Source organism: Parerythrobacter lacustris, from assembly GCF_024626475.1.
Lineage (GTDB): Bacteria > Pseudomonadota > Alphaproteobacteria > Sphingomonadales > Sphingomonadaceae > Parerythrobacter_A > Parerythrobacter_A lacustris.
The window spans coordinates 187,204-205,994 of sequence record NZ_JANKHH010000004.1 but is presented as its reverse complement, the minus strand read 5'-3'; the positions used below and the strand labels follow the sequence as shown (position 1 = coordinate 205,994).

Below are 18,791 nucleotides of genomic sequence, written 5' to 3'. Positions count from 1 at the left end.
TGCCAGAGGCAATGCCCACAGGCATCGACAAGGCATGAATAGCAATCCCGAATCACCCCTCGCCAGCCTTGTCGAGGGATATCGCCGGTTTCGCTCGGGTGCCTGGAGCATCAACCGCGAGCGCTGGGCAACGCTCAGCGATGGGCAGTCGCCTCAGGTCATGGTGATCGCCTGTTCCGACAGCCGGGTCGATCCGGCGCAAATCTTCGATGTCGACCCGGGCGAGATTTTCGTGGTCCGCAACGTCGCCGCAATGGTGCCGCCTTTCGAAACTTCGCCGGGTTACCACGGAGTCTCGGCGGCGCTTGAATTTGCGGTGCAGTTCCTTCGCGTTAAGGAGGTCATGGTGATGGGTCACGGCATGTGTGGCGGCTGCCAGGCGGCGCTTACACAGGACCTTCACGGCAACGAGCCGGGACAGGGCGGCTTCGTGGCCGACTGGATCGGGCTCCTCGATGAAGCTCGCGAGCCGATTGTAAGGGAACTGGGGACCACCGGGCGGGAGGCCGAGCGCGCCATGGAACTGGCTGCAGTTAAACAAAGCCTCGCCAATCTGCGGACGTTTCCCTGCGTTATCGAAAAGGAGAAACGGGGAACGCTGGCATTGCGTGGCACCTACTTCGCGATTGCCGACGGGGTGCTTCACTTGCTCGATGAAGCGAACGGCGAATTCCATCCTGCGGGATAAGCGCTTGCGGGGTTTCGGTCGGTCCCCCATGCTCACCGAATGGACAACCAGAACAAGAATATCGCGCTTCTGATCGATGCGGATAACACCTCGCCAAAAGGGATAGATCCGGTCCTGACCGTCATGGCGGAGCTCGGCCAAGTCAATATCAAGCGCGCCTATGGCAATTTCGCCAAAGGAAATCTGCAGAACTGGGACAAGATCACACACAAGTTCGGCATCCGTCCTCAGCAGCAATTCGACCTCACCGCAGGCAAGAACGCCACCGACATGGCGATGACGATCGATGCGATCGATTTGCTGTATCAGGGCAAGGTGGACGGTTTCGGGATCATGAGTTCCGACAGCGACTTTACCCCTTTGGTCACGCGGCTGCGGCAGGATGGGTTGATCGTTTACGGCTTCGGCAGCAAGGCCAAGACCCCCGCAGCGTTCCAGTCCGTCTGCACCCGTTTCATCGATATCGATGCGCTGATTGCCGGAGCGGCGGATGAGCAACCGGCGCAAAGGGCACAAGCAACATCCGCCGTTGCGCCCGTCGAAGACGATCTGGTCGAACTGCTAGGATCGGCCTGGAAAGCCGCCAAGCGCGACCAGGGCGGTTTCGCTTCGCTGAGCGAAGTCGGCAACATTGCCAGCAACAGGTCGAGCTTCGATGCGCGCAATTATGGATACAAGCGACTGTCGGACCTGTTCGAGGCGCTGGACCAGTACCAGGTCGAACGGCGCGACAACGGCCACCTCTACGTCAAGCGGTTGCGCTGAAACGAAAAGGGCGCGGAGTTCCCTCCGCGCCCCTCATTCGACTGCGATCTCGTCAAGAGATCACATCGTGGCGGAAGCCTTCTGATCGGCATAGACCGACCACAGACCTGCCACAGGGCGCCTCTGCCCCTTGACCTTGGCAAACGACGCTTTTGCCTCTTCGCTCTTGCCCAGCATCAACTGCGCAATGCCGAGGCGCAGGTTCGCCTTCGCCTCGTCGACACCGGGCTTCCCGAGCGCGAGCTGATATGCCGCCTCCGCCTTGTCGTACATCTGGTAGGAAAGGAATGCGTCGCCCGCTTCGGTGGTCAACGATGCCGTAGCGGAAGGAACCATGGCATCTTTCTCGAGGTCGACCAGATCCTTCTTGTCGTCCTCGACCCGCGAGTTTGCCGAAGTCAGAGTCTCCTTTACGACCAGTTCGTCGGCGCTGACTTTGCCGGCAGCGATCCCTTTTTCCAGGACACGCTTCACTTCGCCGGGCGCGCGCAGGACATCCGCAGCATCGGCATATTCGAGATAGTCGCGATCCGAATCCATTGTACCGACGGTATCCGCAAGCCGCATCAGGTCGAGCAGCTCAGGCCCTTCCATCAGCACCAGGTTTCGCTGGATGTTGATCGCATCGCGCCAGGATTCCACTGCCGGGTATTCGCGCGCCAGTATGGTGGCGAATTCGATCGCCGGGATCGCCTGATCGTTGTTGTAGGAGGTCGCGAGCGCCCGCGTGATCCACTCCCGCGGCGGCTTCTCACCGGTGGCGGTCAAGGTTTCCATCTCGGTCTTGTACATTGCAAGGCCGGTCGCATAGTCTTCTTGTTGGAAATAGGTGTCCGCCAGGAGCGGGAACAGGTCCTTGCGGCTATAGCCGGCCTCAAGCGCCTTCTGAAATGCGTCGCGCGCCGCCGCGTAATCGTCATCATTGTAGGCGAGTTGGCCGACCGTGTGATGGAACTTCGCGACCTGATCGGGAGCAACCTTGCCGCTTTCGAGCATCAGGGTAATCCCCTTCCGCTGCAGGCCATAGTCACCAAGATCGACGCCGACATTGTTGGCGAAGGCACCGGCAGCATAGCGGTCGTCCGCATTCTCGATCGCGCCAACCACCTGATCGACCCCGGCTCGAAGAGCGCCCTCGTCGGGACTCTCTGCCTTGCTCAGTTCGAGGATCGGACCGTAAACTGCGATGAAGCCCTTGCTGTTGTTCGATTTGGGCTGCTTTTGCGCATAAGCGGCAGGCGCGGTCGCTGCGAGACCGACCACGGCGCCGGTGGCGAGTGCGATGGCGAGCGCCATGTTCGAACCTGCACGACGTGCAGGGATGCGGGCGAGTGAAAACATTTGGGTGTCTCCCATTGTTAGGTGTTCGTGCCTTCGAGGGGCGGAATACGGCTCACACGCGCGCTAGTGCCGCTTCGCGTTCCGGATTGCAAACCCTCTTAGGTTTCGCTGGCTGAACCTGTTTTGAATGCCGGATCCGGCGCGGCTTAAGCTTTGGGGCAGACATATGTGGAAAACACCCTTTCTCGAGCCTTCATGCCGGTCTGAAAACTGGCGGTTTGCCCCCCCTTCCCCTACATTGGCATTCTGATTTGTCCGCACTGCGGAAGTAGCTGAAAAGACCCCCTTTGAGCGACGATAACGAAATCCTCGATCCTCCGGTTCCTACCGGTGACTATGCTCGCGTCGACATCGTCGACGAGATGAAGACGAGTTACCTCGATTACGCGATGAGCGTGATCGTCAGCCGCGCGTTGCCCGATGTGCGAGATGGCCTCAAGCCGGTCCACCGGCGGATACTTTTTGCCAGCCAGGAAGGCGGGTTCGTCGCCGGACGGCCCTATCGCAAGAGCGCCAAGATCGTCGGCGACGTGATGGGCAATTACCACCCGCATGGCGACAGCGCGATCTACGACGCGCTCGCACGCATGACGCAGGACTGGTCGCTGCGGGTGCCGCTTGTCGATGGTCAGGGCAATTTCGGTTCGATGGACCCCGATCCGCCGGCGAGCATGCGGTACACCGAAGCGCGGCTTGCCAAGGTCGCCAACAGCCTGCTCGACGATCTCGACAAGGATACGGTCGATTTCACCGACAACTACGACGGTTCGCGGCGCGAGCCGACCGTCCTCCCGGCCCGCTTTCCCAACCTGCTGGTCAACGGGGCCGGCGGCATCGCGGTCGGCATGGCGACCAACATCCCGCCGCACAACCTGGGCGAAGTGATCGACGGTTGCTTCGCCTTTATCGAGAATCCGGGGATCACTTCGGAAGAGCTGTTCGAGATCATTCCCGGGCCGGACTTCCCGACCTCCCCGCTCATCCTCGGCCAATCCGGCGCGCGCGCGGCTTATACCACCGGGCGCGGTTCGATCCTGATGCGCTGCCGCCACGAGATCGAGAAGACCCGCGGCGATCGCGAATGCATCGTGCTCACTTCGATCCCCTATCAGGTCGGCAAGAGCGGACTGGTCGAGAAGATCGCCGAGGCGGCGAAGGACAAGCGGATCGAAGGCATCTCGGACATTCGCGACGAATCGAGCCGCGAAGGTGTTCGTGTGGTGGTCGATCTCAAGCGCGATGCCTCGGCCGACGTGGTGCTCAACCAGATCTGGCGCTACACCCCCGCTCAGTCGAGTTTTCCGGCCAATATGCTGGCGATCCGTGGCGGGCGTCCCGAAGTCCTGACGCTGCGCGATTTCATCCAGGCGTTCATCGCGTTCCGCGAGCAAGTGATTACCCGGCGGACGAAGTTCGAACTGAACAAGGCGCGCGAGCGGGCGCATATCCTGCTCGGGCTGGTAGTCGCGGTGTCGAACCTCGACGAAGTCGTGGCGATGATCCGCAGCTCGTCGAACCCGGGGGAAGCACGCGCCAAGTTGCTCACCAAGGAATGGCCGATCGGCGACATCGCGCAGTACATCAAGCTGGTCGAGTCCATCGAACCCTCCGCCGACCAGGAAAGCGGTACCTACAAGCTTTCGGAGCGGCAGGTGAAGGCGATCCTCGAACTGCGGCTGCATCGCCTTACCGCGCTCGGTCGCGACGAGATCGGCGACGAGCTCAAGGAGCTGTCTCTGGCGATCGAGGAATATCTCTCGATCCTCGCCGACCGGATAAAGCTTTATGGCGTGATGCGTGACGAGCTGACCGAGATCCGCCAGCTCTACGCAACCCCGCGCCTGTCGGAAATCGCGCCCGCATGGGACGGCCTCGAGGACGAGGACCTGATAGAACGCGAAGAGATGGTCGTTACGGTTACTCACGGCGGCTACATCAAGCGCACCCCCTTGCAAGCTTTCCGCGCGCAGGCGCGCGGCGGCAAGGGGCGTAGCGGCATGGCGACCAAGGACGAGGACGCCGTGGTCGAGATGTTCGTCACTTCGACCCATAATCCGGTGCTGTTCTTCACCAACACCGGGCGGGTCTACCGTCTGAAGGTCTGGAGGCTGCCCGAAGGCGGGCCGCAGACGAAGGGCCGGCCAATGGTGAACCTCCTACCTTTGGGCGAAGACGAGCGAGTCACCAACGTCCTCCCCCTGCCCGAGGACGAAAGCGAGTGGGGCAAGCTCAACATCGTGTTTGCGACCGAGCAGGGCATGGTCCGGCGCAACTCGATGGATGCCTTCGCCAACGTGCCGACCGCGGGCAAGTATGCGATGGGGTTCGTCGAAGGATCGGGCGACCGACTGATCGGGGTTGAGCTGCTGACTGAAGCGCAGGATATCTTCCTGGCTTCCGACAGTGGCAAGGCGATCCGCTTCTCCGCCACCGACGCGCGCGAGACCAAGAGCCGAACAGGCATCGGCGTTCGTGGGATGAAGCTCAAGGAAGGTCAGAAGGTCGTTTCCATGGCCGTGCTCGACGCGGGCCAATGGACGACCGAACAGCGTGACGCCTATCTGCGCGCCGCACCGTGGAAGGATAACGACGCCGAACAGGCGCTCGATGCAGAAACAGTGGAGCGCATGGCAGAGGGCGAGGAGTTCGTTCTCACCATTACCGCCAATGGCTATGGCAAGATATCGTCCTCCTACGAATACCGCACCATCGGTCGCAGTGGCCAGGGCCTGACCAATATCGGCACGCCCGAAAGCAACCCGGGGCGCAACGGTCCGGTCGTAGCGAGCTTTCCGGTCCGGCACGGTTCGCAGCTGATGCTGGTGACCGATCAGGCCAAGCTGATCCGTCTGCCGATACAGATGCGGCACTTGCTGGAAGGCGAGGACCCGGGCGGCTTCCGCATCATCGGTCGCAATTCCTCCGGCGTGCGCATCTTCAACGTTGCCGCAGGCGAGCATATCGTCGGGGCCGCGCTGATCGACGAGCAGGAAGAGCCGGAGAACGAGGCGGAGGAAGCGATCGCCGGGGAAATCGAGGCGCGCAAGGAACAGGTCACGACCCCCGACACCACGCTCGACCGTGATGACAGCATCGGCGAGGAGCCTCCTGCGTGACGCTGCAGGTCGAACCAAGCCTTCAGGCGTGCGGTGCGCGTATCAGCGGCATCGACCTGGCAAGCGAACTGGACGAGGATACGGTCACTGCGATTCGGACGGCATGGTTGCAGCATCGCGTTCTCGCTTTCGTCGACCAGTCTATGGACGATGATGACCTGGAACGGTTCGCCCTTCGCATGGGCGGCTTTGGCGAGGACCCGTTCTTCGCACCGATCGAGGGGCGCGAACACATCGCAGCAATCCTGCGCGAGGCGGACGAAACGACCCCGTTGTTTGCCGAGAACTGGCACAGCGACTGGAGCTTTCTGCCGCAACCACCCGCCGGGACCTGCCTGCTGGCCGTCGAAATCCCGCCGGTTGGGGGCGATACGTTTTTCGCGGACCAGATCGCAGCCTTTGCCGCTCTGCCAGACGTCCGAAAGTCCGAATTGCGGGCGTTGACGGCGCTCCATTCGGCCCAACTCGCTTATGCGCCAGATGGCACCTATGGCGAGAAGGACACGGGCCGATCGATGGCGATCCGCCCCGACGAAAGCGCGCGCAAGGTCGAGCGCCACCCGCTCGTGCGGCGTCATCCCGAAACCGGCGAGGAGGCGATTTTCTCGACGCTGGGATACGTCATCGGCATCGAAGGCATGGATCAGCCGCAAGCTTTCGCACTGCTTTCGGAACTGGCCCAGTGGCAGGTCCGCAACGAATTCGTCTATCGGCACAAATGGGAACCCGGCATGCTGGTGCTGTGGGACAATCGCTCGGTCCTGCATCGCGCGAGCGGCGGCTACGAAGGCCACCGCCGCGAACTGCATCGCACCACCATCGCGGCTTGGGACGGCTAGCGGTCCGCCATGTCGCTGCGCAAGGTCTGGATGACCCCGGTGGCGATCAGGAACTGCCCCGAATAGTAAATTGGCCAAACGAGCCAATCGGCGATCAGCCCTGCGTCGGCAATCCCCAACCGGGCAAAAATCAGCCAGTCCGAAATGACGAAAAGCACCGCGCCCAGACCGACCCGGTAACGCGAAAAGCGGCTCGCCCAAGCCGTCGCCGCCATCGCGCCGAGACCAACCGAATATAGCAGGACCAGTGGGTCTCTGGTCAGTAGCCATGAAACCGTAGGCGTCATGACGAGTATCGCGAAGGCTGCGCCGACCTGACTGAACCGATAGGAACTCCTCCGGTGTCTGACATAAAATACACATGCGACCAGATGACCCAACAGGAAGAAGCCGGCCCCGACCTGGAAGAAAAGGTCCAGCAGGGCATCACCCAGCGCGCCAAGTGCCATGACCAGCGCGATAATCTTCGCATCGGTCTCAGGATGTCGCACCCAGGCGAAGACCGCGAGGATCCCGACCCCGGCCCCCTTGAGGATGGCAAGATAGAGCTCGGGCATCGGCGCGCCCGGCATCCAACCCCGAGTGACCACATAATAGGCCAGCGATGCGGCGAGGCTCGCGAGCAGCCACGGGCGATGTTCGGCCAATGCATGTCTGGACATGGAAATTTCCCCTCGCGCATCCGCTAGGACCTGAAGGCAGGTCAGTTCAAGGCGAACATGGCACTCCTTGCTGCTCCGATCAGGAAACCCGGACTCCCGCTCGTTCGAGCGCGAGCCTTAGCGGTTGGAGCTGCACTGCATAGGGCGAAGTGGAATCGATGTGATCGGTCGACGGCGGCTTGCGGATCTGGGTTGAACTCAATGTCGTCACGATCGCAGACCGTTTGTGGTAGTCGAGGCACGCTGGATCCCATTCGAGCCCGATATGCTCGACAATACGGCGCATTTGCGATTCAAACCCGGCAGCAAGCGTCTCGAACCGGACTTCGGTCCACGCGTCGCCGTCGATATCGCGCCAGTGATCGGTGACGCGCATATACTGGCCGTAGAAATGGCCGATATCCGCCAGCGAGGTCGAAAACGTCCATGATCGGGTGAAATTCTTCCGGAAGATCGAAAAGCCGGTTTCCAGCGGGTTGCGACGAATGTGAATAATCGGGGCAGCGGGAAAGAGGTGCCGGATCAGGCCGACCGACTGGAAGTTCAGCGGCTGCTTGTCGACGACGAATTTCGCTTCCGCGATCCCGTAGCGTGCATACTGCGAGAGATAGGCTGCGCGCATTGCCTCGGCAATCGCCTCCGGTATTGGCCCGCCGAGCCAGTTTTCCGCCCTCGCCCATTCCATGAACCGTTCAAGGATGCCGGGCATCGCCGGGAGCTCGCCGCCGGAAGCGATATCGCGGTGTGCCGCCAGTGCGACATCGAGCAAGGTCGTCCCCGAGCGTGGCATGCCGACGACGAACAGTGGTGTCGGCTGGCCGGTTATCGCAGAGGTCCGCTGGTCCGGAACCTCGCGGAACGTCGCGCGCAGCCGGTCGGTCCATTGCTCGGCCTGCTCTCGATCATAGTGAATTCCAGAAACATCGCCGGGACTGGCTCGCTTCAACTCGTTGGCCTTTATCCATGCGTCGAATGCTTCGCCAAATTCCTTGCGCCGGTGATGGACCTCGCCTGCCGTGAACCCCGCAACTACCCTATGCCCAGGCTCGAGCCGGGGGTCATCGGCCAAGGCGCGCAACCTTTGCAGTTCCGAATCTGTCAGCGCCGAGTTGGTCGCAAGCGCGAGCTGTGCATAGCCTTCTACATTGCCCGGATCGGCGCCGATTGCCTGGCGGGCCAAGCGCTCCGCGCTATCCATCTCCCCTCGATAGATGTGCAGGCGCGCCAGCCCCGCGGCAGCGTCGCCGTGCTTCGGGTCGAGCTCTAGTGCGCGCAGGAACAGTCGCTCCGCCGTTTCGAATTCACGGGCCCAAAGCATATACTGCGCCAGCGCGGCGGCATGGGCCGCATCGTCTGGATGGGCTTCGACCAGCGGGCGATAGGTTTCGACTGCGCCGTCATAGTCCTCCCGCTGTGCCAATGCGTGCGCCAGCGCAACACGCGCAGCAGGATCGTTTGGCTCGGCAGCGAGCCACTGTGACGCTGCTTCACCATACGCCGCGCGGTCGCCGCGCATTCGCAACAGGTGGGTTTTCAGGCGCAGGGCATCGGGATGCCCCGGTACGATCCGCTCGAACCGGTCGATAGCCTTTTGGCAAATATCGAGCTTCCCGGTTTCGAACGCGGCGCCCGCCAGACGCAATGCAAGGGCCGGATGGTCTTCTTTGAGATCCGATGCCCGCTCGAGCGCAAGGATCGCCTCCTCGAACTTTCCTTGCATCCCGGCAAGGTCACCAAGACGCCCCCACGCCTCGAACCGCTCAGGAGCCAGACCGGTCGCACTTCTGGCGCAATCGAGGGCCGCGCCAGAATCCCCGTCGATTTCACGGATAACCGACAGGTTGAGCAGGAAACGCCAGTTGTCAGGTTCGTCGGCCACCGCTTGCTCGGCGAGTGGCCGGGCATCGGCGATCTCACCCCGTTCGGCCAAGCATACCGCCAGCAGGCTCTGCGCGGCAAAGTTCTTGGGATCGCCCTGCAACATTGTCCTGCAAAGAGCCTCAGCGCCTGCATCGTCGCCCTCTTGCCGCGCAGCATAGGCCCGTTCCAATGCGTGCTGGGTCATGGTGTGAGGAAAGCTCCGGACCGGAATTGTAGTTGCTGTTGCAGCGGTAGCGGCTTTTTACGGCCAAGACGACAGGGTGTTGCCGAATGCGGCCCGGGCACTATGGGCAAGCCATGGATTACGACGTTCACATCATTGGCGGCGGCCTCGCGGGTTGCGAAGCTGCGTGGCAGTTGGCGCAGCGCGGCCACCGCGTGCGCCTGTCCGAAATGCGGGGGACCGGTGAAACCACACCCGCCCATCAGACGGATGGTCTGGCCGAGCTGGTCTGTTCGAACAGTTTCCGCTCCGACGACGACGAAAAGAACGCCGTTGGCCTGCTGCATCATGAGATGCGGCGGCTCGATTCCTTGGTAATGCGGGCAGGCGAAGTTGCCCGCGTCCCTGCCGGATCAGCGATGGCGGTCGACCGGGACGTGTTCTCCGCGGAGGTCCAGAAGGCGCTCGAACAGCACCCGACGATTTCTGTCGTGCGCGAGAAAGTGAATACGCTTCCCGAAGCCGGTCTGACCATCGTCGCTACCGGGCCGTTGACCGCGCAATCGCTCGCCGAAAGCATCGTCGGGGCTACCGGACAGGATCGGCTCGCCTTTTTCGACGCGATTGCCCCGATCGTTCACCGTGACAGCATCGACATGGACATCTGCTGGATCCAGTCGCGCTGGAACAAGCGGACCGAGGCATCCAACGAGGATGGCGACTACATCAACTGCCCGATGACGAAGGAGCAATACCTTGCTTTCCACCAAGGTCTGCTCGATGCCGAGAAGACCGAGTTTCGCGAATGGGAAGCCGACACCCCTTATTTCGATGGCTGCATGCCGATCGAGGTGATGGCTGCGCGCGGGGTCGAGACACTGCGCTTCGGACCGATGAAGCCGGTCGGGCTGGACAATCCGCGTGATGTCACCCCGGAGTATCCGCAAGGCCGCTGGCCCTATGCCGTGGTGCAGTTGCGGCAGGACAACAAGCTCGGCACCTTGTGGAACATGGTCGGCTTCCAGACCAAGATGAAATACGGCGCGCAGGTCGAGCTGTTCCGGACGATTCCCGGCCTCGAGAATGCCGAGTTTGCGCGGCTCGGCGGGTTGCATCGCAACACCTTCATCAACTCGCCGATCGTGCTCGACCGGCAACTGCGCCTGAAAGGTGCGGGGCATATCCGTTTTGCCGGACAGATCACCGGCTGCGAGGGGTATGTCGAAAGTTCGGCGGTCGGCCTGCTCGCCGGAATGATGACGGCGGCGGAGCTTGCCGGCGATCGCTGGACTTCGCCGCCGCGCACGACCGCGATGGGCGCGCTGCTGGCGCATATCACCGGCGATGCGGAGGCCGCGACCTTCCAGCCGATGAACATCAATTTCGGCCTGTTCGAGCCGATGCACGAGGTGAAGAAGAAGTCCCGCAAGGAAGCTTACACCTCACGCGGGAAGGCCGACTTCGGCACGTGGATGGAATCGCTGGAGCGTGCCCTCGCCTAGCAGCGACACGCGGGCTTGCGCGCGCTGCGTTTGGGGGCGGTTTTGGCAAATTCGGCCTGTGACAGCTCACGATCCTTGTTGGCGTCTGCCTGATCGAACCGGGTCGCGGTGGTCACGGCCCATTCCTCGAAGGTCAGCAGGTTGTTGCCATCCTTGTCGAGCTTGCGGAAATCATTGGTCCGGGTGGCGAGCATCTCGTTGCGGGTGATGCGCAGGTCGCGATTGCGATCGTAACGAAAAAACCGCCGCTGCTCGCGCGACAGTTCGGACGCTTCCGGCGGAGCGGGGCCGCGCATGTTAGCGGCATCGGCCACCGGAATTTCCGGCTCCGCGTTCGGATCGGCTAGCGCGGCGGGATCGGGCGGCGGTGCGCCCTGTTCGACTGCCGCCCTGCCCTGCCACCAGAACAGGCCGACGCCGACGAGCACGAGTGCACCAAAAGCTCCAAGCAAAATGCGGTTCATGCGACACCCCCCCTGCAAGGGCACCAGAATAGCCTAGCGCCCGAACATGCCAAGCCGCATGATATGTAGCAAGTCGCGCCGGCCCGCGATGAGCGGCCCGCCGCCGCGCACAATGGCCCTGCGTCCCAGCGAGCCGAGAATGGCGAGGTGACGCAGGTTGCGGGGCAATCTCGTATCGCGGCCGTGGGCGATGTTCGGCGATGCGGCCATAATCGCGTCGCGCTCGCTCCCTGAGACATGCGCCAGCAGATCGGCCAAAGCCCATTGCCGGCCGCTCTCGCGAGCGACTGCCGCGCCCTCACCGTGTCCCGCCAGTGCGGCAAGCCCGCTGAACATCGTGGCCCGACCGCTGACAAATTCGTCGATGGCTGTTTCCGGCAACGGCGGTTCGTCCAGCATCCGTTCCCAGCCGTCCACCAATGCGGTCAGCTCGCAGCTCGCTGCCCCCCAATGTGCAGAGAGACTGTCGAGGATGACATCGCCCGAGGCCCTGTCACCGACCGGCTTGCACAGCTGCTCCCGCCACCACGCCAGCCGGAGCTGCCCGACGAGGGGCTCGCTGGCCTGGGCGACGAACTTGGCCAGTCGCGTATCGAGCGCAAAGGCCGCGAGTGCAGCGGGTTTCAGGTCTGCAGGAGCGTGCGCCAGCGCGAGACGCTGCGGCAGCGGAAGCGCATCGGTGGGTTGCAGTTCCATCGCAATCGCGTGGCTTCGCCCAGCGTGCGAGTCAAGACGGAGCCCTAGTCACACTCCGAGTTGCTGCTTCCGCCGGTGAGGCCAGGTGTCAGGTTGCGGTCGTCTCTGATCAGAAAAGCTGCCTCCGAGCGAAGGGTCTGGTCGCCAGAGCCGAAGGGATTTTCGAACAACGCGCTATAGGTATACTCGATTTCAACGAACATGACTGCGGTTCCCGGACTCGCGGTGGCCTTCGATGAGCCGCTGCCCATTCCGGTCAGGACATCGCCTGTCAGACCGCTGTTGGCACCATCGTCACCATATTCGGAATCGATTTCGGCGTCGCCCCGACAGCGTTGCCAATGGATGTACTGGCGTTCGGAGAAGCCGTCGTACTCGAGGCTAGAGAGGATGATCCTGCCATTCTCTTCGAGATCGATCGTGTTGCCCTGACGGATTGCGCCGTCGAGGATGGCATCCACATCGGTTTCAGTGATGGTCGGCGTGACGCCGCTGTTGTCGGTCTGGCCGAGGCGCGAAGCGTTGTCCGCCACCGAGAGAGCAATCTGGCTGATCTGCGTGCGCGTCATGGCCATCCGGGCGATCTCCGCCCCGTAGAGGCCCATCACCAGCAATACCGGCAGGACGAAAGCAAACTCGGTCAAGGCGATGGCATCAGTCGAGCGCCATAGGCGCAAGAATGGTCGGAAGCTCAGTCGCATGTGCCGGCCTCCGCAGTGTAGCCGGTTTGCAAGGCAAATGGCTGGTTCTTGGTCATTGCGGTGGACTCGAGCTTGCGTGTCTCACCGATATGCGGGAGCAGCGGCATTGCGAAAGAAGGCTCGTAATTCACTGTTACCGTGTACACGACAACATCTCCGGCACCGCCGTTGCCGCTGACGCCGATATCGGCATCCCAGGCACCGTTGCCGTTCTCGTCGGTAAAGGCTTCGCCGTCGTTGCAGTCGCCGCTGTTGTCCTCGTCGTTCCACTTTTCGGCCCGGTCGACATCTGCGAAGTCGAAATAGCTGACGCGGCTTGCAACCACGGTCGCATCGGGCGTGATGCGCTTGACCATTTCCGACACATGGGCGTCAGCGGCAGTCGTGTCGCCAACTTCCAACGAGCTGGAACGCGCCGCAACCTGCACCGCCCCGTCGAGGATCGAACGGGCGTACATCCATTGCCCGAGATCGAACAGCGACAGCAGCAGGAACATGAAGATCGGCGCGACGAGGCCGAACTCCATGAGCGCTGCGCCGCTGCTGTCGTCCCGCAACAACCGGGAAAGTGGGGGGCGATTGCATCCGTTCATTGCGTGACCCGCAACTCGCCGACAACCTTGCCGATCGACTGGAACGCTTCGTTGAGCGATGCCGAGTTGGCCGCGGTGAAGGAGCTGTCCGGCGACGCGCAGGTTTCGAGGTCCGAGGTGAGTGCGGCGCCGAAAGCGATCACCCAGATGCGGATACCCTTGGCCTTTGCGGCTTCGCACACGGCGAGGAAGCGAGAGCTGTGACGCTCGTCCTGCTCGGAATACCCATCGTCGGTGATCCGCCGATCATGATACTCGATCCCGTAGCTGGTGTGGCTAGTGTAGCCGGTGTCCATCTCGCCATCGGTCATGAAGATGATGTGCCGGGCGACCGAGCCGCCATTCGCCGGAGCATCGTTCACATTGTCGGCGAAAATCCCGTCTGGCGATGCGAGGCGGGCGCCCCAGATCATGCCGATATCGAGATAGGTCCCGCCGGTGGGCGTGAGCGAATCGGCATAGGCGTCGAACTCTTCCTCGGTCATTTCGGCGAACAGCTGCGCGCCGACAGGGCATGCCGCACTTGCCTTGCGACCGTAGAACGATGTCGAGGCGCTGGTCAGATAGTTGGTGTTGCTGGTCGTCCGGTAGTAACTGATCTGGCTCCACATCGGCCCCCATTTCGTCGCTGCGCTGTCGGGTGCCGAATCGATATCGAGGTCGAATGCCGCAGCTGGCGACATCCCGCTGATCTTGGAGAAGCTGAAAGTGTCATCGGACACGGTAGTGCGTTCTTCGATGCACCCGGCCCAGGTCGAGCTGGCATTGGCACCGTCAGTGCCGGTCGGCGTACTGACTGCGGCAAATGTCTTGAACGAACTCGTGTCGTAGGCGACTGCCTTGTACAACCAATGGTCGAACACAGTGGAGGTAGTGGTGGTGAAGATTGGGTCCTCGATCGCGTAGCTGTGCTGGTAATAGTCGCGATCCTGGTTGCGGTAGATCACGTACCAGCGACTGCCGCTCTTGGAGCAATCGTAGTCGGTTCGCCGTTGTCCCTGGGTCACTGTTGTACGGGTGATGCGTCGCTGTTGTGAGTCGATATAGGTCGTGGTGTCGGTCGAACTGCTCCCCTGATTGGCCCAGTTGGTGGCCGAGGGCATGTTGTTTTCGCAGGTGCTCTTGTTCCTGTAATTGCTGCTGCCGTAGTAATTCCAGCTTCCGTTGCTGATGCTGCTGTAGCCGGTGTCGTTCGTATAGTAGGGCGGTTCGTAGCCCGAGAGCGTCTGGTGCGTCACGGTGCGATACTGGGGTTCGCGCGACTGGTAGGTCCAGCTGTCAGCGAGATACGCCGGGTCCTCATCGTATAGCAGCTGGCCGACGTTGACCGCCGAGCTGTAAGGCACAAAGCCATAGCGAATGCGGCCGTTACCACCTGACGCGGCAGTATCCAGCGTGTCAAAGAAGCTCTTCATCGCGGAACGCAGCGCAACGATACGCTTTGTGCTGTCCGAACTGCTGACGGCCCAGTCCATCGAGCCGGTGGTGTCGAGCACCATCATCACATCGCTGTTGCCGATCGACATCGAAGCGCTGCATTCGACCGCGATCGGCATACTTTCGAAACCGAACAGCTTCATCACCGCGGTTTCCATGGTGGCCGACGCGGTGCCCTCGACCGTGTTGCCCTCATCCTCGGAATCGGTTTCGAAAACCAGGCCGGTCACGCCCTGCTCGCTGGCGTCGAAATTGGTGTCGAAGAATGTGTCCGCCTGCTCTTCCGCATCTTCGTCATAGCCGTCGCTGCCGACCGCCTTGCGCCCGGCCAGCACGCCCGCGTCGCATGCGCTCTGCAGACGGTTCTGCGCCATGTAGGCGCGCGAAATATCGACCCCGCCGCCGACCATGCCGGCAAGCACGATCAGCCCCACCGCAGCGAGCGGGAAGACGTTCCCTGCGCGATCCTTGAACAAACGAAGGATGCGCATAGCGAATCGGGTCCGGCGTGCGTTGTCCATAAGCGGAATTGCCCCATTGAGAGCGTCCCGGATTACCGCCGAAGATTAAACAATTCCTAAACCGCCAGCCTTTCATAAATATCGGAAATATTAACCAAAATCGTTTGCCATGCGGCCATCTCCTGCGCGTATGCGCTGGCAGTATGAGTGGGCAAGAACCGACATTCCGGACCCCTGGCACGATGGCCAGACTGGCGCGCGATGCGTCGGGCAATACGCTTGCCCTGCTCGCGGCGGCGATCCTTCCGCTCCTCGGAATCGTTGGTGGTGGCGTGGACATGGGCCGCGCCTATCTTGCGGAAAGTCGCCTCCAGCAGGCCTGCGACGCCGGCGTGCTGGCAGCGCGCAAGAAGCTCGGCACGACCGCCGTGGTGACGGGATCGGTCCCGAGCGATGTCGCCACCATGGGCAACCGCTTCTTCAACATCAATTATCGCAGCGGCATCTACGGCACCGACAATCGCCAGTTCCGGATGACACTCAACAGCGATTTTTCGATCGCCGGGACCGCGTCGGTCGATGTCCCGACCACGATCATGGGGGTCTTCGGCTTCGAGGAAATTCCGGTCGCGGTCGAGTGCGAGGCCAACCTCAACTTCTCGGCCGTCGATGTGATGATGGTGCTCGATGTCACGGGCTCAATGCGCCACACCAATCCGGGGGACTCGCTCTCGCGGATCGACTCGATGAAGCAGGTCATCCGCAACTTCCATGCCGAGCTCGAGTCGTCGCGCGCGCCGGGCTCGGAAGTGCGCTATGGCTTCGTGCCCTATGCCACCAATGTGAATGTCGGCCACCTGCTCAAGGACGAGTGGGTCACCGACGAGTGGACCTACCAGAGCCGGATTGAGGCTGGATACTCCGTGGGCATCGAGGGCGACACCTACGAACGCAACTGGACCGAAGTCTCGGGCACGCGCGGCGACTGGAACGACTGGAACGTGTCCGCCACCTATGCTGCGACCTACCACGAATCCGGCTCGGGCGACACAGGTGGCTGGTATACCTGTGACGGCGCGCAACCGGCCGATACGCTTGTTTGGACAGAAGCCAAAAATGGCGCGCAGCGCGTCGAAATTCAGGCATCTCCTCCTGCGGTTCTAACCATCCAGCCGATGCGCGGCACCGAAAACGGCCGACGTTACCGGACGCGACTCAAAGGCACGACCTGCGAGCTCCAGTATCTCGACTCGAGCAATTACGTGCAGGATTTCGAGCGTGTGGCCGCCGTGCCCGAGCTGATCGCCAACTGGCGTTATGCGCCGATCCAAAGCGATGTCTCGAACTGGCGTGCGGAAACCAAGGGCTGCGTAGAGGAACGGAGCACCTACCAGATCAACGATTACGCTGCTGTCAATCTGGACAAGGCGATGGATCTCGACATCGACACCGTACCGACACCCGGCGATTCCGATACGCAGTGGCGCCCGATGTATCCCGCCAAGATCTACGTCCGCGAAATCGCGATGAACGGGACGGGCACGATTTCGACCAAGCAGGTGGTTTCGGATAATGAGTACGCCGACACCGGCAATTGGTGGTTTTCCGATTGCCCTACGGGGAAGGCGCAGAAGCTGGCGCCGATGAAGACCGACGAACTCAACGCCTATCTCGATACGCTCGTCCCGATGGGCGCAACCTATCACGATATCGGGATGATCTGGGGAGCGCGACTGATCTCGCCGACCGGGCTCTTCGCGTCGGAAAACGGCGGAACCAGCGGCGGGGCCCGCACGCGTCACATCATCTTCCTGACCGACGGACAGACCGAGCCTTACGACATCGCCTATGGTGCTTACGGCGTCGACGCGCTTGACCAGCGCCGATGGAGCCGCGACGACACGCGCACCCTCGCCAGCCATGTCGAGCAACGTTTCAAGGTGGCATGCCTCGAAGCCAAAAAGCGCAACATCACGGTTTGGACCATTGCCTTCGGGACCACGGTCAACCAGGCGATGGTCGACTGCGCCGGAACGGGCCGCTATTTCGAAGCTTCTAATTCGACCGAATTGAACGAAGCCTTCATCTCGATCGCAAAGCAGATGGCCGACTTGCGGATCACCGAATGATGACCCGCCTGCTTTCCTACCTCAGGCGCGACAACGAAGGTGCGGCGCTGGTCGAATTCGCACTGATCGCGCCAACGCTGTGTCTTATGCTCGTCGGCCTGTTCGACATGTCGTACAATATGTACACCAACACCCAGCTTACCGGCGCAGTCCAGCAATCCGCGCGCAATTCCACCATCGAAGGCGCAACGGCGGTGGTGCTCGATGCCAAGGTAACCGAAGCGGTCAAGGATATCGCTCCGGACGCCAAACTGACATTCAAGCGCACCGCCTATTCGGAATTCAGCGATGTTTCGCGGCCCGAGGATTTCACCGACGTCAATGGCGACGGTACCTGCAATGACGGCGAGCCCTACGAAGATACCAACGGCAACGGGACTTGGGACCAGGACCGCGGAACGAGCGGTCAAGGCAGCGCGCGTGATGCTGTGCTTTACGAAGTCGTGGTAGAATATCCGCGCGCCTTCCCGCTGGCGGCCTTCATCGGGATCTCGCCGAATTTCCGCACTTCGACGACCACGGTGCTGCGCAACCAGCCCTTCTCGCAGACGATCGACAAGAGCGGCTTCGGGAACTGCGGCTGATGGTATCGCGCATTTTCCTCCGGCGCTTGAAGCGCGACACGGCTGCAGTAGCGATGACCGAGTTCGCGCTGGCCGCACCTTTGATGCTGACAGTAGGTCTCTACGGCCTCGAAATGGCGAACTATGCCATCGTTCACATGGAGATCAGCCAGGCGGCCATGCATGTGGCAGACAATGCCTCGCGTGTAGGGGACACAAGCACCCTCGTGGACCGAAAAATCTACGAGGCCGACCTCAACGATTTGCTCTATGGGGTCGACCTGCAAGCCGGCGACAAGATCGACCTGATGGAATACGGCCGGGTGATCGTGAGCAGTCTCGAGGTCGATCCCGACGATCCCTCCGACACGCAGCAATACATCCACTGGCAGCGCTGCATGGGCAAGAAGGCCTTCACATCGAGCTACGGTGAAGAGGGAGACGGGAAAGGCGACCCGTCGTTTCTTGGCATGGGACCGCCCGGTGAGCAGGTCATCGCCATGCCTGGCGAAGCAGTGATCTTCGTCGAGATATCCTACACTTATCAGCCAGTCGTGACCGATGCCTTCATCACCGACCGCGAAATCACGGTATTCTCGTCGTTCAATGTCCGCGACAGCCGCGACATTACCCAGATTTACCAAGCCGATCCGGGCGACCCGGATCCCGTTGCGGCGTGCAGCAACTTCGGCGGATACAAAACGAAGCCCAGCCTTCCCGCTTCCAAATCCGGTGGATGGAACTGGAACTGGTTCGGCGGCGGCGGATAATCAAGCGGCGAGGAGCCCTG

16 protein-coding genes are annotated in these 18,791 nt (G+C 61.7%); 8 read left to right on the top strand and 8 right to left on the bottom strand.

Annotated features, from left to right (window positions below; all coding sequences use genetic code 11):
• Window positions 1-34 precede the first annotated feature (34 nt).
• The gene (locus NSO95_RS07535) at window positions 35-688 is read left to right on the top strand and encodes a carbonic anhydrase (RefSeq protein ID WP_257595575.1); all 654 of its coding nucleotides are present in this window, start codon (window positions 35-37) and stop codon (window positions 686-688) included.
• A 39-nt stretch (window positions 689-727) separates the two neighbouring features.
• Window positions 728-1,453, top strand: coding sequence for an NYN domain-containing protein (locus NSO95_RS07530; RefSeq protein WP_257595574.1), 726 nt, complete (start codon window positions 728-730; stop codon window positions 1,451-1,453).
• 60 nt (window positions 1,454-1,513) lie between these two features.
• Here NSO95_RS07530 and NSO95_RS07525 read toward each other — a convergent pair whose 3' ends face one another.
• Window positions 1,514-2,794 (bottom strand): hypothetical protein, encoded by a 1,281-nt coding sequence (locus NSO95_RS07525; RefSeq protein ID WP_257595573.1) that lies wholly within the window; start codon window positions 2,792-2,794, stop codon window positions 1,514-1,516.
• Window positions 2,795-3,081: 287 nt separating this feature from the next.
• On the opposite strand from NSO95_RS07525, the gene gyrA reads away from it, so the two are divergent.
• Window positions 3,082-5,910 carry a DNA gyrase subunit A gene (gene gyrA / locus NSO95_RS07520; protein WP_257595572.1) on the top strand — a complete coding sequence of 943 codons (2,829 nt, stop codon included), beginning with the start codon at window positions 3,082-3,084 and terminating at the stop codon, window positions 5,908-5,910.
• Window positions 5,907-6,749, top strand: a complete 843-nt coding sequence (locus NSO95_RS07515; protein WP_257595571.1) for a TauD/TfdA dioxygenase family protein — start codon at window positions 5,907-5,909, stop codon at window positions 6,747-6,749. Before gyrA ends, NSO95_RS07515 begins: the two co-directional genes overlap by 4 nt.
• On the opposite strand, the gene NSO95_RS07510 is transcribed toward NSO95_RS07515, so the two are convergent.
• A complete protein-coding gene (locus NSO95_RS07510; RefSeq protein ID WP_257595570.1) occupies window positions 6,746-7,411 on the bottom strand; it encodes a lysoplasmalogenase family protein in 666 nt (221 codons plus the stop codon). The two genes, NSO95_RS07515 and NSO95_RS07510, sit on opposite strands and share 4 nt — an antisense overlap.
• 79 nt (window positions 7,412-7,490) lie before the next feature.
• On the bottom strand, window positions 7,491-9,476 hold the full coding sequence (locus NSO95_RS07505; RefSeq protein WP_257595569.1) for a tetratricopeptide repeat-containing sulfotransferase family protein: 1,986 nt from the start codon (window positions 9,474-9,476) through the stop codon (window positions 7,491-7,493).
• Between the two features lie 113 nt (window positions 9,477-9,589).
• Here NSO95_RS07505 and trmFO point away from each other — a divergent pair, with 113 nt between their 5' ends.
• Window positions 9,590-10,957: a methylenetetrahydrofolate--tRNA-(uracil(54)-C(5))-methyltransferase (FADH(2)-oxidizing) TrmFO gene (trmFO, locus tag NSO95_RS07500; protein ID WP_257595568.1), complete on the top strand. Its 1,368-nt coding sequence runs from the start codon at window positions 9,590-9,592 to the stop codon at window positions 10,955-10,957.
• Here the strand turns inward: trmFO and NSO95_RS07495 are convergent.
• The 5 genes from NSO95_RS07495 to NSO95_RS07475 are packed head-to-tail and all read right to left on the bottom strand — an operon-like array spanning window position 10,954 to window position 15,339.
• The gene (locus NSO95_RS07495) at window positions 10,954-11,421 is read right to left on the bottom strand and encodes an EF-hand domain-containing protein (RefSeq protein WP_257595567.1); all 468 of its coding nucleotides are present in this window, start codon (window positions 11,419-11,421) and stop codon (window positions 10,954-10,956) included. The two genes, trmFO and NSO95_RS07495, sit on opposite strands and share 4 nt — an antisense overlap.
• A 33-nt stretch (window positions 11,422-11,454) precedes the next feature.
• The gene (locus NSO95_RS07490; protein ID WP_257595566.1) at window positions 11,455-12,117 is read right to left on the bottom strand and encodes a hypothetical protein; all 663 of its coding nucleotides are present in this window, start codon (window positions 12,115-12,117) and stop codon (window positions 11,455-11,457) included.
• Between the two features lie 44 nt (window positions 12,118-12,161).
• Window positions 12,162-12,761 (bottom strand): TadE/TadG family type IV pilus assembly protein, encoded by a 600-nt coding sequence (locus tag NSO95_RS07485; protein ID WP_257595565.1) that lies wholly within the window; start codon window positions 12,759-12,761, stop codon window positions 12,162-12,164.
• Between the two features lie 47 nt (window positions 12,762-12,808).
• Window positions 12,809-13,375, bottom strand: coding sequence for a TadE/TadG family type IV pilus assembly protein (locus NSO95_RS07480; protein ID WP_257595564.1), 567 nt, complete (start codon window positions 13,373-13,375; stop codon window positions 12,809-12,811).
• 32 nt (window positions 13,376-13,407) lie between these two features.
• Window positions 13,408-15,339, bottom strand: coding sequence for a TadE/TadG family type IV pilus assembly protein (locus tag NSO95_RS07475; protein ID WP_257595563.1), 1,932 nt, complete (start codon window positions 15,337-15,339; stop codon window positions 13,408-13,410).
• Between the two features lie 173 nt (window positions 15,340-15,512).
• Here NSO95_RS07475 and NSO95_RS07470 point away from each other — a divergent pair, with 173 nt between their 5' ends.
• Genes NSO95_RS07470 through NSO95_RS07460 form a run of 3 tightly spaced genes read left to right on the top strand, consistent with a single transcriptional unit; the run spans window position 15,513 to window position 18,771 of the window.
• A complete protein-coding gene (locus NSO95_RS07470; RefSeq protein WP_257595562.1) occupies window positions 15,513-17,438 on the top strand; it encodes a VWA domain-containing protein in 1,926 nt (641 codons plus the stop codon).
• Complete coding sequence (locus NSO95_RS07465) at window positions 17,438-18,022, top strand: TadE/TadG family type IV pilus assembly protein (protein WP_257595561.1); 585 nt, start codon at window positions 17,438-17,440, stop codon at window positions 18,020-18,022. The genes NSO95_RS07470 and NSO95_RS07465 overlap by 1 nt, the downstream gene beginning before the upstream one ends.
• The gene (locus tag NSO95_RS07460; protein ID WP_257595560.1) at window positions 18,022-18,771 is read left to right on the top strand and encodes a TadE/TadG family type IV pilus assembly protein; all 750 of its coding nucleotides are present in this window, start codon (window positions 18,022-18,024) and stop codon (window positions 18,769-18,771) included. The genes NSO95_RS07465 and NSO95_RS07460 overlap by 1 nt, the downstream gene beginning before the upstream one ends.
• The last annotated feature ends 20 nt before the right edge of the window (window positions 18,772-18,791 follow it).

What these genes read in the sequence shown, in the direction of transcription:
- NSO95_RS07460 (WP_257595560.1), top strand. Translation starts at nt 18,022, where the DNA reads ATGGTATCGCGCATTTTCCTCCGGCGCTTGAAGCGCGACACGGCTGCA.
- NSO95_RS07505 (WP_257595569.1), bottom strand. Translation starts at nt 9,476, where the DNA reads ATGACCCAGCACGCATTGGAACGGGCCTATGCTGCGCGGCAAGAGGGC.
- NSO95_RS07490 (WP_257595566.1), bottom strand. Translation starts at nt 12,117, where the DNA reads ATGGAACTGCAACCCACCGATGCGCTTCCGCTGCCGCAGCGTCTCGCG.
- NSO95_RS07465 (WP_257595561.1), top strand. Translation starts at nt 17,438, where the DNA reads ATGACCCGCCTGCTTTCCTACCTCAGGCGCGACAACGAAGGTGCGGCG.
- NSO95_RS07470 (WP_257595562.1), top strand. Translation starts at nt 15,513, where the DNA reads ATGAGTGGGCAAGAACCGACATTCCGGACCCCTGGCACGATGGCCAGA.
- NSO95_RS07535 (WP_257595575.1), top strand. Translation starts at nt 35, where the DNA reads ATGAATAGCAATCCCGAATCACCCCTCGCCAGCCTTGTCGAGGGATAT.
- trmFO (WP_257595568.1), top strand. Translation starts at nt 9,590, where the DNA reads ATGGATTACGACGTTCACATCATTGGCGGCGGCCTCGCGGGTTGCGAA.
- NSO95_RS07530 (WP_257595574.1), top strand. Translation starts at nt 728, where the DNA reads ATGGACAACCAGAACAAGAATATCGCGCTTCTGATCGATGCGGATAAC.
- NSO95_RS07510 (WP_257595570.1), bottom strand. Translation starts at nt 7,411, where the DNA reads ATGTCCAGACATGCATTGGCCGAACATCGCCCGTGGCTGCTCGCGAGC.
- NSO95_RS07495 (WP_257595567.1), bottom strand. Translation starts at nt 11,421, where the DNA reads ATGAACCGCATTTTGCTTGGAGCTTTTGGTGCACTCGTGCTCGTCGGC.
- NSO95_RS07475 (WP_257595563.1), bottom strand. Translation starts at nt 15,339, where the DNA reads ATGCGCATCCTTCGTTTGTTCAAGGATCGCGCAGGGAACGTCTTCCCG.
- NSO95_RS07525 (WP_257595573.1), bottom strand. Translation starts at nt 2,794, where the DNA reads ATGTTTTCACTCGCCCGCATCCCTGCACGTCGTGCAGGTTCGAACATG.